The sequence below is a fragment of the Ruegeria sp. CDSB086 genome (assembly GCF_059611065.1).
Genome location: NZ_JBXWOV010000005.1, coordinates 224,169 through 239,547, shown reverse-complemented (window position 1 = coordinate 239,547; position 15,379 = coordinate 224,169). Strand labels below are relative to the sequence as shown.

Sequence of the window (15,379 nt, the reverse complement as noted above, 5' to 3'; positions counted from 1 at the left end):
GCTACTTATGCTGCCTCGTTACTAAGATCTTTCAGGATGTCGCCCAGAATATCGTCACGCGATTTCTGTGGTGTCAGTCCTGCCATCAGAGCTGCGTTGCGGCTTGGGTCACTCTCGGCCGATGCCGAAATGCTAAGCAACGTCTCTTTCTGCTCGCGCATGAAATCCGACAGGATCGCGCGAACGTTTTCCAACACGGCTGCAACCTGATTTTCCTCGATGTCCTTGGTGATCGAATTCGCCTCGGACGCGATCAGGCGCGTATAGTCGGCTGCATAGGCTTCGAACCCTTTGCGGCGCTGCCACCAGCGACGCCACCAGGTGCTTTGCAAGTCCAATGCGATTGTTCGTCCAATTCCGAGTGGGGGTGGGACACGCGGAACAATGGGTGCTTCGATACTGAACTCACCCAGGTGGTTGCCCAGTATCTTCTGATACAGTGTCTCAATATCTGCGGCCGCCGTATTGTACAGCGCACCTGCTTCTTTGCGCATCGACCGCGCAAAGCTGAAATACGCGGCCTTTTGCAAGGTCCGCAGACCCGCCGGGTCATACTGCCACGTGCCTTGTTCGCCGTTCCGCTCAAGATGGGCAATCAGCGAATCCGTTGCACGTTTGACAAAGTTGGTTTCCGCCGAATTCAGTCTCTCCAACACCTTCGCACGTAAGGATGCGGTCAGTTCAGCTACTTTCTTATCGTATTGATCCGAGAGTGTGGCGATCGCGTCCTCTGGCGATACACCATCCAGATCACGCACAAGACCTTCACCGCCCGAAAGGGTCTTGGCAACGGCCGTGGCGCGGATTTGGCTGGCGATATTGCGGGCGCGGTGGCGGACGCGATCTAGCAAACGGGTGCCTGCGCCTTCTGCGATGCGTTCGTTCATGGCCAACAGCAAATCGGGCAGGCCGGACAGCGCCCAGATTTTGTCGAGCGAGGGTGCCTGATCACCAAAACCGGCAGCCAGATAGAACGTGTTCAACGCCTCGCGGGATTCATCGGACAGAATCTCGGGGTTGCCCGTCAACGCGGCCTCAGCCCACAATGCGCTGCCAAAGACAACGCTGGTACTGGCATCGATATTGTTCTGCTTGAGCGTGTCCTGGATACGGTCACGGATTTCCGGGACCTGATTGACCGGATCAGCCAGTTCGTCAATTCGGTTCACAAACAGGATGATCTGCCGGTTCTCAAACTGGGCAATAATCCTCATCAGCGCCATGTCCATGGTTGTAAGCGCCTGGCTGGCAGCCAGAACAACAACGCAGACCTCAGATCCGCGCAAGCTGCGCAGGGTGATCTGCTCGCGGACCATGAAAGTATCGTTGACACCCGGCGTGTCACACAGCTTCAACGCAATCGGGTATTGCGGAATGTCCATATACAGTTCTGCCGACTTCGTCACATCGGCGAACCGCCCGGTCTTGGGGTTGATGTCCGGGTCATCTTCGTCACCCAGACAGACATAGCGCTGGATCAGCTCTTCGTCGAAGTAATCATATTGATGGCTCTGCCCCAGAATCAGGTCGAAATGCTGGCCCAATCTGGATTCGGATTTAGCCTTCATCTCGCCGATCTGGCGGCGAATGTCATCCATCTCGTCATCGGCGCCAGCGCGGTTTGCCAGCTCACCCAGACGGCCGCCGCCGACCATCAGGTTGTCCCATTCTTCCTGTTCAAAGAAGGTAAATTTGGCGCGTTTGTCGCCTTCGGTGCGGGTGTTGATGTTCAGTGTGGTCACCACCGATGTCCACGGGTTTACATCCGACGGCAGCAGGGCAGGGCGCCCGGCCAGGATGTTCACGATCGAGGACTTACCAGCCTTGACCTGCCCGACCATCGTAACGCTGGCCGAGAAATTCTCCATCCGCGTCTTGAGCGTGGCAAGACGCGCGGACGAACGTGCATCCGCCACCTCTGTCAATTGATCAATCTGTGCGGTCAGCGAGTTCATCGCTGACGTCATGGGCGTCAGTGCCTCATTGCCAACTGACAAAAGATGGTCGTTGCGCGCCATGTTCAGCCTCCGGTTCCGGTCGCGGCCAACGTGTCTGTTGGCGTGCTGGTCATGGTGTCGATTCGGGCGATCAGATTCAGGGCATTGCCCAAGATAGCGGCTTCGGCGCCCGGCGAAATCGACTCGAAGGTGTGGCAATCCGCCAAAACTTCGATCGAGCTGAAGCGCTCGCTATTTTCAAGGCGGGCAAGACGACGCCCGGTCGGAAAGCCCTCGGATTTGGTTTCGGGCAGCGGCATACGCGAGTTGGCTAGCAAGTATCGCCGCCCCGAGCGCGTGCGCAATGAAACGCCAAACCCGGTGTTTGGATGGTCGCGGTTCAGGGATTTGAGTTCACCAAGAAAACTTTCACGCGCAAGGCCAACGGCTTCTTGCTCGGCAGCAGCGGAGTTCATCATATTGGTCACGTTTCAGACCCTTGTACTGGAGTTGAGCGAAAAAACTCGTACAGCGCCCGAAGGCAAAAAAGACTCATTAACTCCTTCTGCTCATAAGTGACTTTCAAGGCGGTCTTATTTTGACGCGAATAAGATTTTTTGGCGTTTGAATTGTGTCGCAATTGTGGTCGGTGGTATTTTTCAACCACAACTTACGAGCGTATTTTCGGCATCGATGTAGACAGCGCCATTTGCCGTTTGCAGCATTCAAGAGGACAAAACTTGCAACGGCGCAAATGTGCGATACTTTTGAGGTCGGATTTAGTAAATTGTTAATAAAAGAAAATTAGCCATCTCTTTTGAACCCAGCCCAACATAATTTACGCAGAGGACGTCTGTAAAATTTGTGTTTGTTGGAATTGTCTTTGGATTCTCACCATTGCAGAATCTTAAATGAGAGGTACCTTACTCAACGTTAGATAGTTTTCAAATTATCACCAAAAGGACCTGAATGTTGCTAAATGCAAAACAATGAAATTGAAAAATTTTGACCTGGGAATCTTTTTTATCTGCTCGGAAAACGCCAATAATCAGACTGCTTTCCTGTCGCGAACAGCAACATATGAGAATAACCCGCATCCTGCTTGGCAGCGGCGTCCAGCACACATCATATGTGCACGGCGGTCAGTTCAGAAGCATGTTCCGCCGATGTCATCAATAATCTTGTGCACAACTCAATTTTACCTCTCGCACTCCGCAGCAAGCTTTGCTATTCACGCCGACATTCTGGCACTGAGTGCTTGGGTTGCGGGTGTGGCGAAATTGGTAGACGCACCAGATTTAGGTTCTGGCGCCGCAAGGCGTGGGGGTTCAAGTCCCTCCACCCGCACCATATCGTTCTAGAGAATTTTCCATTCCGGATCGCCTTTGCGGGCTTTCAGGCAATCGATAAAGTTCTATACTGGACAGCCGACTGGATTTTGACACCCGAACAGTCGGGTGCGTTCGCGAAGCGAACGATAAGGTGACTGCATCCATAGTGAAAACACCGGTCTCCATGTCTAGGAACGGCGGGTTGCATGGCCTTCTTTTCGGAACGTGTTGTCAGGAGAACAGGTAGTAGGTCGTTGGGGACGTGGCCAAAATAGCCAACGCAACGACAAGCCAAACCAAAACACAAACCCAGTAGGTTCCCGGATTTTCGGCACGGGTAACCCGTTCCCACAAGTAGGTCGAACCAAATACCAAATCTCTGATAGCCCATATCAACAAGCCAAGCCCCACATAGAACCAAATATCCATAATTCCCTCGCGTGTTGAGTTTGGCGCAACTTAGATTGTCATAAATGATGGCGCAATTGTGCATTGATCATTTACGGACAATTGCCAGGAAAAGGATTTGTCTAAGGCTGGCCTGTCGGCGACCTCTTCACGTTCATAGTACGCGCATGCGGACCCGTAACGTCGCCGCTATTGCCCGGCCAATCCCATCTGGCGCACGGCCAGATCGCGCAATATCTCTTCGGATCCGCCGCCAATTGCCATTATTTTGATTTCGCGCCAGGCACGCTCGACAGGGTTACCCAGCATGTACGCGGCACCGCCAAAGATCTGCATCGCCTCGGAAGCAACAAATTGCAGCGACGTCGTGGCCTGAACTTTGGCCTTGGCAATTTCGGCGACAGGCATCAGGCCCTGCTCGATCGCCCAGCAGATCCGCTCGATATATGCCTCATTCATATCAATCCGGGCGGACATTTCTGCAAATTTGTGGCCAATGACCTGATGTTCGACCAGTCGCTTGCCGAATGTCTCGCGTTCCCGTGCCCAGTCCAGCGCACTATCGTAGCATAGTTTCATCATTCCCAACGAAGCGGATGTCAGGCCGAGCCGTTCAAAGTTGAAATTGTTCATGATTGCGATGAAGCCCCTGTTCTCAGGCCCCAACAGCGCAGTAGAATCCAGCTCGCAATCATCTAAATGCAGCGTCGCTTGCTGTGAACTGTGCCAGCCCATCTTGCCACCCAAAGGTGTACGGTTGAATCCGGGCGCGTCATGAGGGACCAAGAACAACGAAATGCCGGTCAATCCTGGGCCGCCAGTGCGGGCACCAACCACAAACCATTCGGCATCCATCCCCCCAGTGATATAGGTCTTTTCCCCGTTCAGAATCCATTTGCCGCCTTTGCACTCGGCCCTTGTTTGAATATTGGCAACGTCTGACCCTGCGCCCGGTTCGGTGATCCCAAGGGCCGACATCATGCGCCCCGAGATGATCTCGGGCAGCACTTTCTGTTTGAACTCCTCGGAAGCGAATTTCGCAATTGGGCTGATTGAAATCGTGCGTCCCCCTACGGCGGCTCCGATACCAGATGCCCCACAGCCAAACAGGATTTCACTATAATCATGGCGCATAAAGGCGTTGTCGAAACCCAGGCCGCCATATTCCTCATCGATCCCAAAGCCATATACTCCGAACTCAGCAATTGCTGCATGCAGTTCCCATGGGACGTTGCGATCCGCCTCCCATTGCTCAATATTAGGTTTGATTTCGGCATCGACAAACCGCTGGAAATTCCCGCGGAAAGCTTCGCGTTCAGGGGTCATGAAAGGGGATGGCAGGGTCATTCGACCTCCTCGACGTCATTTTCGGGCAATACCTGAAGCTGGCTTTCCATCATGCGAGCAAAGCGATCCATCATCTGCGTAAGGTATTCTGGCGACGAAACAAATTTCTCATGCAACAACAAACCACGCAGGAAATTCCGGGCGATGCTCCACAACAATTCAGTGTCGTCACGGTTGCCTGTTGCGCTGACATACCGGGCTGAGATCAGGCTCAGGTTCGATTTGTCCCATTCTCTTAGGCTCTGTTCAAGCATTCCGAACAGTGCTGGGTCGGTTCGGCAAGCAACCAGAATCTCGACTATGGCACGTCCGCCTGCGGAATTTACGATATTGGCCCAGGCGGACATAATCAGATCATAGACGGGCTGAGGGGCGCGATTATGTGGCCAGAGCGGGTTTTGCGCATTGCCCAGCAGTCGCATCGCGGTAGCTGCGACCAGGGCCTGTTTCGTGGGGAAGTGATGCGTAATTGCCCCGCGTGAAATGCCCGCCTTGGCCTGCACCTTGGCAAAAGTAGTCTCGGCATACCCGAGCTGATCCAGACAGGTGACCGTCGCATTGCAGATTTTGACCTGCATATCCCGGGACCTTTGATCCTGGACCGAGGATTTCTTTGGCATCTTATCTATCATCTTCCGTCGCGTCGCAGTGGTAAATCTTCGTTGACCAATGCAGTCAGTGGATCATAAAAACAGAACAGTTGGTCTGTAAACTGCAGATCGTTCCCAAGCGGGAGAGACGTGGCGTGACACATTCTCTGCGGATCGGAGGAGCAAGTGGTTTTTGGGGGGATGCCCCTCATGCGACACAGCAATTGCTGCGGGCCCCAAAGATTGACTTTCTGGTCTACGACTACCTGGCCGAAATCACCATGTCGATCATGGCCCGCGCCCGCCTTAAAGACCCCCAAAAGGGATATGCGGTGGATTTCGTCTCTGACGTTATAGCCAACAATTTAACCCAGATCGCCGAGCAGGGCGTCAAGGTGTTGTCAAATGCGGGTGGGGTCAACCCAGTGGCCTGTGCTGTTGCTTTGCGTCGCAAATCTGCTGAATTGGGATTGAACGTGAAAGTCGCAGTGGTCGAAGGCGACGACCTGCTGCCACGTGTTGCTGAGTTTGTCGATCGGACTGAGATGTTTTCCGGTGCGCCGATGCCACCGACCGAAAAGATCGCCTCGGTGAATGCTTATATTGGGGCAGGGCCGATATTGGCGGCGCTGCACGCCGGGGCTGACATCGTCATCACAGGCCGCTGCGTCGACAGCGCACTTACGTTGGCCGCGTGCATGTATCATTTTGGATGGCGGCACGAGGACCACAACTTACTGGCTGCCGGGTCGCTTGCGGGGCATCTGCTGGAATGTGGACCCCAAGCCACTGGCGGGAATTTCACGGATTGGGAAATGGCGGGGGATATCGCCCAAATTGGCTATCCGATTGTCGAGGTAAGCGCAGATGGCGGGTTGGTTCTGACCAAGCCGAAGGGCACGACGGGATGTGTGGCCCCAGCTTCGGCCTGCGAGCAGATGCTGTATGAGATCGGCGACCCGCAGTCCTATTTTCTGCCTGACGTGATTTGCGACTTTTCCAATGTCAGGATTGAGCAATCCGAGCCAGACCATGTAACCGTTTCGGGTGCAAAAGGCCGCGCGCCGACCGGGCAACTCAAAGTGTCCGCCACCTGGGCGGATGGCTATCGCGCGGGCGTGACGATTCTGATCAACGGGCGTGAGGCACGACAAAAGGCGAAGACTTTTGCCCAAGCGGGGTTGGATCGCGCGCGCGCTGTCCTGCAACGGATGGGCACCCCCGACTATCGCGAGGTGTCGTTTGAAACCTTCGGAGGTCGGCCTGGCGACGGCGATTACGAAGAGATCTCGTTCAAGGTAGCCGTGAAACACGATGACCCTCGCGCGGTTGGCGTATTCCTGCGTGAAATGACCGGGTGCGCACTGGCCGCACCGCCGGGGTTGCACATCTTTACCGGAGGAGGGCGTCCAAAGCCCTCGCCAGTCGTTGCCCTGTTTTCCTTCTTGGTGCCAAACAACACGCTGACCTATTGCGTAACGATGGATGGGGACGATATCGCATACAATCCGCCGAAAACGTCCCCACAAGACCCGGAACCTGTCCCGGCAAAAGCCCCGGAAATAGCCGATGAAAAGGTGACCGAGTGGATCACATGCCCCTTGGAAGATTTGGCCTGGGCTAGATCTGGAGACAAAGGCGACGCCGCAAACATTGGGGTCATTGCACGTCATGCTAACTTTTTGCCCTACATTTGGGCGGCGCTGACCGAAGCGACGCTGGCAGATGTTTTTTCTAACCACCTATCTGGCAGGGTCGAACGGTTCTATCTTCCAGGAACGCATTCCATGAACATTCTGCTGCACAATGCGCTGGGTGGCGGTGGCGTAGCCTCGTTGCGCAACGACGCGCAAGGCAAGAGTTATGCCCAGATATTGCTGGCCACACCGATCAGGATTCCTGCAGAGTTATCCTCATATCCCGAGCGAGGAGAAAGCTGATGGGTTTTGTCAGTAAAGTCGTCCGCGATTCTGACAGCTTTGCCAAGAACCGGGGCGATATGCTGGCTCTTGTCGACGAGATGCGCGCGCTTGAAGCGCGTCCTGTCGCCCTGTCAGAGAAACGGCGCGAACGGATGGAGGCCCGGGGGCAGATCACACCCCGTGACCGTTTGGCCCAACTGTTGGATCCCGGAATGCCTTTTTTGCAACTGCACGGGTTGGCGGGCTACTGCGTCGATACATGCGATCCTGATCAATCGGTTCCGGGCGCGTCATTGGTCATCGGCATCGGCTTCATCTCGGGCGTGCGCTGCATGATCATCGTCGACGATTCAGGGATTAAGGCCGGCGCGATGGTCGAGATGTCAGCTGCGGCCTTCCTGAGCGCGCAAGACATGGCATTGAAACAGAACCTGCCTTTTGTGCATCTTGTCGAAAGCGCCGGTGCAAACCTGATGGAATACAAGGTCGAATTCTGGGCCAATGGCGGCAAACTGTTCCGCAATCTGGCCCGCCATTCGGCCGCAGGACTGCCCAACATTGCAGTGCTGCACGGCCCGTCAACCGCCGGCGGGGCCTATATGCCCGGCCTTGCAGACTATGTCGTTGGCGTGAAGAACAACGGCATGGCCGCCTTGGCCGGTGCCGCCTTGGTTCACGCGGCGACGGGCGAAAAGGCCAATGACCGTGATCTGGGCGGGTCCGAGATGCATGCCACCACATCCGGGCTGGTCGACTATCTGGCCGAGGATGATGCGCACGGTATCGAAATGGCGCGGAACGTGATGGCCCGGCTGGATTGGAACAAATCCTTGCCTGTGCGTCGCAGCAAAGAAGTGCAGCCACCGAATTGTGATGTGGATGAGATCGCAGGCATTGTTCCAACCGATTATCGCGTTCCCTATGACGTCCGCGAGGTCGTGGCCCGCATTGTGGATGGCTCGGACTTTGAGGATTTCAAACCCGACTATGGCTCGGCGACTGTCTGTTTGCAGGCCGCAATCAATGGTATCGCAGTGGGTATTCTTGGAAACAACGGGCCACTGGACCCTGCAGGCGCAAACAAAGCCGCACAATTTATACAGTTATGTGGTCAGGCCGATATTCCCCTTATCTTTCTCAATAATATCACAGGGTTCATGGTCGGCACCCTATATGAACAAAGCGGCATGATCAAACATGGGGCCAAGATGATCCAGGCCGTTACGTCGGTCGATGTGCCCAAGATCACGCTCTATGTCGGGGCAAGTTTCGGGGCCGGCAATTACGGGATGTGCGGCTACGCCTATGACCCGGACTTCCTGTTCGCCTGGCCCAATGCGGCAACGGGCGTGATGGGAGGTGAGCAAGCCGCCGGGACGATGGAACTGGTTGCGCGCGCAGGGCTTAAACGCAAAGGGATCGACCCCGACGAAGCCAAACTGACTGCGCAAAAGGCAGCGATCACAGCACATTTCACACGACAGGAGAATGCATTTTACACCTCGGGCCGGTGTATCGATCATGGCGTCATCGACCCCCGCGACACGCGACGTGTGCTGGGTTTTTGCCTTGAAACCTGCCTTGAGGGTCGCGCGCGAACGGTCAAACCCAGTTCGTACGGGGTGCACAGGTTCTGACCATGCTGCATTACTCACCAAATCCACATCCAAGATAGATAGCAGAGGCTGAGGCATGACATTCGACACGCTTCTCGTTGCCAATCGTGGGGAAATTGCCGCGCGTATCATGCGAACCGCCCGGTCGCTTGGCCTGCGTACAGTGGCCGTTTATACAAGCGCTGACGCTCGGGCACCCCATGTCGAACTTGCTGATGAGGCAGTTTGGATCGGTGAAGGGCCGATTGGTGCCAGCTATCTGAACGCAAAAAAGATCATTGCTGCGGCTCAGGAAACTGGGGCAGGGGCGATCCACCCGGGCTATGGGTTTTTGTCCGAAAATGCGGGTTTTGCAGCGGCAGTCGAGGCCGCGGGTCTGACTTTTGTCGGACCCGATCCCGAAGCGATCCGGCTGATGGGCGACAAGGCCGTCGCCAAACGCCTTATGATTGGCGCGGGCGTTCCCTGCGTTCCAGGGTATGAAGGCGATGATCAATCGGGTGCCGCACTGGTCGCTGAAGCGAGCAAAATCGGTTTTCCCATCATGGTCAAAGCCGCAGCTGGTGGCGGTGGACGCGGAATGCGCGTGGTCCAATCCGCCGACGCTCTTTCTGACGCGATTTCAATCGCAAGATCCGAGGCCGAGAGCGCTTTTGGATCCGGCGAACTGATCCTTGAGAAAGCGATGGGTGATGCGCGCCACATCGAATTTCAGGTTTTTGCCGATGGGTGCGGGAACGTAATTCATCTGGGCGAAAGGGAATGCTCGGTTCAGCGTCGCCACCAAAAAGTCATCGAAGAAGCCCCAAGCCCGGTCATGACGACAGGGTTGCGCGCAAAAATGGGGGCTGTGGCGACTGAGGCGGCCCGTGCGGTGAGCTATCGCGGCGCCGGAACCGTGGAGTTTCTTTTGGAACCGTCCGGCGTGTTCTATTTCCTTGAAATGAACACCCGACTGCAGGTTGAGCATCCTGTGACCGAAATGGTCACTGGCATCGACCTAGTGGCGCTACAGATCGCTGTCGCGCAGGGTGACGCCCTTCCAATCTCTCAGGAAGACGTCACCATGAACGGTCACGCCATCGAGGCGCGGCTTTATGCCGAAGACCCTGCTAACGGATATCTGCCGGCGACCGGTCCAATTGATTTGTGGCAGGCTGCGTCCGGTCCCGGAATGCGTGTGGATTTCGGCATTCAGCAGGGACAAGAGGTATCGCCTTTCTATGACGCCATGCTTGCAAAGATCATCGCGCACGGTCCAACCCGCGAAACGGCACGTGCGCGGCTGATCAAGGCTGTTCATGAAACTATTTTGCTGGGACCGGTAACAAATTCGCGGTTTCTTGCAGATGTGCTGCAGCATAGAGATTTCATTGCCGGCGATGCAACTACAACATTTCTGGATCGGACCTACCCCCGGGGCTTTCCTGCTTACCGGGTAACTGCGCAGGACGTCGCCTTGGCGGTTGCGCTGTTGTTGGATGCGGATCAGGCCCGCGCAAGGGCGGCGGCGGGCTATGTATCCGCCGAACAGTTGGGTTGGTCCAGCGCGGCGTTACCGCCGTTCGCCGTGACGCTTGCCTATAGTGACAAAGAGATACAAACGCGCGCACGCGTCTGCCCCGATGGATTGACGGTATGGGTTGAGGGCAACGCGTATGATGTCTCGTTTATCAAGCGCAGCAGCGGGAAGGTCCGGGCACGCATAAATGACAACACCGTCGACGCCACCGCACACATAACCCGGGACACAGCCCAGATCGCCATCGGCCCCGAGCGCCTGACGTTTCGACGCCTGCGTCCCGGTGCATTGGATGCGGGAACGATCGCTAGCGGTCGCGTCACCGCCCCCATGCCGGGTGCCCTGGTCGAGGTGGCGGCAAGACCCGGTCAAAGCGTTTCCAAAGGGGACTGTCTGGCCGTTCTCGAAGCCATGAAGATGCAACACCAGATCACCGCTGCCGTCGCAGGCGTCATCACCTCTGTCCACGTTGAGGTCGGGCAACAGCTGAGCGCGGGGGATGTGATGATCGAGATTGACGAAACATAGACGGATTTGGGTGTGTGTCGACCGCCGCCGCTCAGACACTTCATCCGGGGACATCGAATAGGCAAACACAAAATCGAGGGAACAAGCAGTGCAACAGGCAACGGATTTTCTGCAAGAAAGCGAGGCATTGTTTGCCATTCTGGACGGTATTTCGGGCGATCAATGGGAAATTCCAACTCAGTTCAAGGGGTGGACGCTGAACGATGTTCTGGTGCATCTGCACTATTGGAACCAGATGGCAGATCTGTCGCTTCAGGACCCCGACGCGTTCACTGCGCGCATTGGGGCATTGCTTGTCAAAGCCAAGGCCGAAGGGCTGCGCGCAGCCGAGAACGAAGCGATCCTGCTGCGTGGGAACGAGCTGCGCGATTCCTGGCGGACACTTTATACAGATATTGGTACACGTTGGGCCGATCTCGATCCCAAGCGCCGGGTGAAATGGGCCGGTCCGGATATGTCTGTACGCTCATCAATTACGGCCCGTCAGATGGAGACTTGGGCACATGGGCAAGAGGTTTTTGACGTTCTTGGTGTCGAGCGCGTCGAACATGACCGGGTCAAGAACATCGTCATTCTGGGTGTGAACACGTTTGGCTGGGCCTATCAGGTCAACGGCAAACCTGTGCCCGAGGCGATGCCGCGGCTTGAACTGACCGCGCCATCTGGAGCCTTGTGGGAGTTCGGTGAACGGGGGGACAATCGGATAACAGGCCCTGCGGTAGAGTTTGCACAGGTCTCAGCCCAAACCCGCAACATCGCGGATACATCGCTGAAGGTGGAGGGGCCGGTTGCTGCCGAATGGATGTCAATCGCGCAGTGTTTTGCCGGTGGTCGCGAAACGCCCCCTGCACCGGGCAGCCGTCACCGCGCTCGGGGCGCGCAGATCGCGTGAAAGAAGTTGAATGTAAGCCTTGAACCCGGCACAAAAGGAACCACCCGTCCGACCGAAAGCGAAGATATGCTGCTGTTTAATGTGACAAAACTTGCATCTGGCCTGATCGTCGCTGTTGTCATCGGCTGGCTGCTGGTGCTGGGCAAAAGTATCCTTCTTCCGGTGCTTTTGGGCATAATCGGTATATACATTCTGGACTCGACCGCCTCGACAATCGGCCGTGTTCCGGGGTTGCGCCACATTCCACGCCGCGGGCGCCGTTTACTTGCGCTGCTTGCCATATTTCTAACGTTGGTTCTGATAGGGGTCTTTCTTGAGGCAAACGCGCAAGCGGTCGCCCAGAATATCCCGCGTTACCAAACCAACTTAAAAGCGCTGATTGACTCGGCAATGGCGATGTTGGGCGTCAAAAAACTGCCAGATTGGTCCACGATCGAGCAGACGATTGCTGGCAAGTTCGATATTTTGGGGTTTGTGCAGGGGACGCTTTCCACAGTGCAGGGTTTCGGGACGGTCATGTTGATGACAATCCTTTATATTGTGTTCATCCTGTCCGATCTGGATGACATGCCGGAAAAAGTTAGAAAGGCGTTGGGTGATGCCGAAACAGCTGACCGGTCGCTGCAAATCGTCGCCCAGATCAACCAGAAGATTGGCAGCTACCTAAGTGCAAAGACCCTGATCAACGTCATTCTGGCTGTGATCTCCTATGTGATCATGTTGTTGCTTGGGATCGAGTTCGCAATGTTCTGGGCTATATTGATCGGACTTTTGAACTATATCCCATATCTGGGTTCAATCGTGGGTGTTCTGTTTCCCGTCATGCTGAGCCTTGTGCAATTCGGCGGCATCTGGCATGCCGGGGTCGCACTGATCGCGCTTATGGCCGCTCAGCTGTTTGTAGGAAATTTCCTTGAACCACGACTTGTTGGAAACTCGGTGAACCTGAGTGGATTTATGGTGCTGTTTTCACTGACGATCTGGACCGCGATGTGGGGTCTGGCAGGCACCATATTGGCGATACCGTTGACCGCCGTGGTGATGATTATCTTGTCGCAAATCCATTCCACGCGACCGCTGGCGATTTTGATGTCAGAAAGCGGCGAACTTGACTGATTGCTCCAAAGCCCGGTTTTAAGTGTTTAAAAAATTCGCCATCTTCGGTGCGCGACCGCCACCCATTAGTCGGGGTGGCAGCCGGCTTAAAATCTTTGACGTTTAAAGTTTAATGCGGAACGCGGCAAAACCATCGGCGCCTTCGCCTGCGTCTTCGATCACCACTCCTTTGACATCGCTCATATAGTCGCGCGCTTTGGGGCCGGTTTCGAAAAGCACCGTGGTATCTGCGAGCGGGGCGAAGGACCAGTTGGCGTCCGCTTTTGGATCAATTGTGCCCTGCTCGACAATGTAGCGAACGATGACGTCGCGGTTGGTATCGGGGGCCTCGAAGACAACCGTGTCGCCCAATGCGCCCGGGAAAGACCCGCCGCCAGACGCGCGGTAATTGTTAGTGGCGATGATGAATTCCATGTCATCCGTAACCGGCGTGCCGTTGAAGGACAGGTTCACAATCCGCGCCGCGTCTGGGTTCACTTCTTCGCCTTTTGGTCCAAATCGCGAGGGCTGGGACAGGTCGATCTCATAGGTCACGCCGTCCATTACATCAAAATTATAGGATGGGAACTCTGGATTCAGCAGGATTGCGTCGGCCGAGCCCGGCTCAACCTGATTGAACATGCCTGCCGAACGCTCCAGCCAGCCTCGAACCTGTGCCCCGTTCACGCGGACCGCCCGCACGGTGTTCGGATAGAGATACAGGTCAGCCACGTTTTTGATAGCCACATCGCCCACTGGAACGTCGGTATAATACTCTGGCCCACCACGGCCACCGGCCTTGAACGGAGCGGCGGCTGATAGGATGGGCAGCCCTTCGTGCTCGGTGCCCTTCATCATCTCTTCGACATACCATTTTTGTGCGATCGACACGATTTGCACCGACGGATCATCCGCGACGAGTGCGAAGTAGCTGTGCAAAGGCGCGGACGTCTTCCCAACGGCGCGGCGCACATAAGCCAGTGTTTCGTCGTGATCTTTGGCGACCGAATCCAGCACGGTCTGGTCGTCGCCAACCAGCGCGGTGATTGAGCGATCTTCGTTGCGCTTTGAGATCGGGCGCGCCTCGGACGTCGTTGTTACAACGCGCCATTCATTCCCGTCGCGTTCCAGCAGCAGGTCCAGCAGACCCAGATGCGAACCCCAGAAACCGCCCATGACCGCTGGTTTACCCATAAGCGTGCCTTTTTCGACGTCGATACCCGGGCGATCCGCGAAAGTAGGCGAGGGGAAGACCAGATGATTGTGGCCCGTGACCAGCGCGTCGATGCCATCGACGCCGGCCAGCACGACCGAGGCGTTCTCCATGCCGTCGGCGTGATCTGCCTCACCGATGCCCGAATGAGAAAGGGCGATGATCAGGTCGCAGCCTTGCTCTTGCATTTCTGGCACATAGGCTTGCGCCGTTTCAACAATGTCGCGGGCCTGAACGTTGCCTTCCAGGTGCTTGCGGTCCCAATTCATGATTTGAGGTGGGGTAAAGCCAATGACGCCGACCTTGATTGGATGCTTGCTGCCGTCGCCCATTTCAATCTCGCGGTCGAGAATGGCGTAAGGCTTGACCAAGGTCTTATCGTCGCGTGGCCCCGCGCCTTGTTCCTTGGCAATATTGGCCAAAACGACCGGGAAATCCGCCCCGGCGAGTGACTTTTCCAGAAAATCCAAACCGTAATTGAACTCGTGGTTGCCCAAAGTAGCGGCGTCATAGCCCACGGTGTTGAATGCGGCGATGATCGGATGGCTGTCGCCTTCTTTCATACCACGCTCATAGGCGATGTAATCGCCCATCGGGTTGCCCTGCAAAAAGTCGCCATTGTCCACCAGCAACGAGTTGGTTGCCTCTGACCGAATGTCATTGATGATCGATGCGGTGCGCGACAGGCCTACCGTATCGCGCGGCTTGTCTGCGTAGTAATCATAAGGGAAGACATGCACATGGATATCGGTGGTTTCCATGATCCGAAGATGCGCCTGATTGTCGGCAGCAGCGGCCGAAAACGGGTGTAGGGTGATTGCGGCGGCGCTGGCCGTAGTTGTGGCAAGGAACTGGCGGCGAGACATCGAAAAATGGCTGGAGGAGGTCATTCGGAACCTTTCAATATGTTGGCTAACGCGCCTTCTGCATGACTTACAAAACAACCGTGTGACACTGGTATCCAAAGCGTTTGCAGCG

The 15,379-nt window shown here is 55.8% G+C and carries 10 protein-coding genes and 1 tRNA gene; 6 read left to right on the top strand and 5 right to left on the bottom strand.

The features are described 5' to 3' along the window. Positions 1-5: 5 nt before the first annotated feature. A complete protein-coding gene (locus tag AC2FIO_RS12250; protein WP_496697914.1) occupies positions 6-2,018 on the bottom strand; it encodes a dynamin family protein in 2,013 nt (670 codons plus the stop codon). Positions 2,019-2,020: 2 nt separating this feature from the next. Then, entirely contained in the window at positions 2,021-2,416 is a 396-nt protein-coding gene (locus AC2FIO_RS12245) for a hypothetical protein (protein WP_174822482.1), read from the bottom strand. Between the two features lie 786 nt (positions 2,417-3,202). Between AC2FIO_RS12245 and AC2FIO_RS12240 the strand changes: the two genes are divergently transcribed. After that, positions 3,203-3,287 (top strand) — tRNA-Leu (locus AC2FIO_RS12240). Between the two features lie 578 nt (positions 3,288-3,865). Here AC2FIO_RS12240 and AC2FIO_RS12235 read toward each other — a convergent pair. Next, entirely contained in the window at positions 3,866-5,023 is a 1,158-nt protein-coding gene (locus AC2FIO_RS12235; protein WP_282169544.1) for an acyl-CoA dehydrogenase family protein, read from the bottom strand. Beyond that, on the bottom strand, positions 5,020-5,643 hold the full coding sequence (locus tag AC2FIO_RS12230) for a TetR/AcrR family transcriptional regulator (RefSeq protein WP_282169543.1): 624 nt from the start codon (positions 5,641-5,643) through the stop codon (positions 5,020-5,022). Before AC2FIO_RS12230 ends, AC2FIO_RS12235 begins: the two co-directional genes overlap by 4 nt. Before the next feature lie 125 nt (positions 5,644-5,768). Here AC2FIO_RS12230 and AC2FIO_RS12225 point away from each other — a divergent pair, with 125 nt between their 5' ends. The 5 genes from AC2FIO_RS12225 to AC2FIO_RS12205 all read left to right on the top strand — a co-directional run bounded on the left by AC2FIO_RS12225 (position 5,769) and on the right by AC2FIO_RS12205 (position 13,209). Continuing rightward, the gene (locus AC2FIO_RS12225) at positions 5,769-7,553 is read left to right on the top strand and encodes an acyclic terpene utilization AtuA family protein (protein ID WP_496697911.1); all 1,785 of its coding nucleotides are present in this window, start codon (positions 5,769-5,771) and stop codon (positions 7,551-7,553) included. Then, the gene (locus AC2FIO_RS12220) at positions 7,553-9,172 is read left to right on the top strand and encodes an acyl-CoA carboxylase subunit beta (RefSeq protein ID WP_496697909.1); all 1,620 of its coding nucleotides are present in this window, start codon (positions 7,553-7,555) and stop codon (positions 9,170-9,172) included. Before AC2FIO_RS12225 ends, AC2FIO_RS12220 begins: the two co-directional genes overlap by 1 nt. A gap of 55 nt (positions 9,173-9,227) precedes the next feature. Next, on the top strand, positions 9,228-11,201 hold the full coding sequence (locus AC2FIO_RS12215) for an acetyl/propionyl/methylcrotonyl-CoA carboxylase subunit alpha (protein ID WP_496697907.1): 1,974 nt from the start codon (positions 9,228-9,230) through the stop codon (positions 11,199-11,201). Positions 11,202-11,289: 88 nt separating this feature from the next. Beyond that, positions 11,290-12,093: a TIGR03084 family metal-binding protein gene (locus AC2FIO_RS12210; protein WP_496697905.1), complete on the top strand. Its 804-nt coding sequence runs from the start codon at positions 11,290-11,292 to the stop codon at positions 12,091-12,093. 6 nt (positions 12,094-12,099) lie between these two features. Further along, the gene (locus AC2FIO_RS12205) at positions 12,100-13,209 is read left to right on the top strand and encodes an AI-2E family transporter (protein ID WP_058272136.1); all 1,110 of its coding nucleotides are present in this window, start codon (positions 12,100-12,102) and stop codon (positions 13,207-13,209) included. Positions 13,210-13,311: 102 nt separating this feature from the next. On the opposite strand, the gene AC2FIO_RS12200 is transcribed toward AC2FIO_RS12205, so the two are convergent. Further along, complete coding sequence (locus AC2FIO_RS12200) at positions 13,312-15,291, bottom strand: bifunctional 2',3'-cyclic-nucleotide 2'-phosphodiesterase/3'-nucleotidase (protein WP_496697903.1); 1,980 nt, start codon at positions 15,289-15,291, stop codon at positions 13,312-13,314. Between the last annotated feature and the right edge of the window lie 88 nt (positions 15,292-15,379).

Excerpts from the sequence above, each read along its gene's own strand:
- AC2FIO_RS12250 (WP_496697914.1), bottom strand. The coding sequence starts at position 2,018 with ATGGCGCGCAACGACCATCTTTTGTCAGTTGGCAATGAGGCACTGACG.
- AC2FIO_RS12245 (WP_174822482.1), bottom strand. The coding sequence starts at position 2,416 with ATGATGAACTCCGCTGCTGCCGAGCAAGAAGCCGTTGGCCTTGCGCGT.
- AC2FIO_RS12235 (WP_282169544.1), bottom strand. The coding sequence starts at position 5,023 with ATGACCCTGCCATCCCCTTTCATGACCCCTGAACGCGAAGCTTTCCGC.
- AC2FIO_RS12230 (WP_282169543.1), bottom strand. The coding sequence starts at position 5,643 with ATGCCAAAGAAATCCTCGGTCCAGGATCAAAGGTCCCGGGATATGCAG.
- AC2FIO_RS12220 (WP_496697909.1), top strand. The coding sequence starts at position 7,553 with ATGGGTTTTGTCAGTAAAGTCGTCCGCGATTCTGACAGCTTTGCCAAG.
- AC2FIO_RS12215 (WP_496697907.1), top strand. The coding sequence starts at position 9,228 with ATGACATTCGACACGCTTCTCGTTGCCAATCGTGGGGAAATTGCCGCG.
- AC2FIO_RS12200 (WP_496697903.1), bottom strand. The coding sequence starts at position 15,291 with ATGACCTCCTCCAGCCATTTTTCGATGTCTCGCCGCCAGTTCCTTGCC.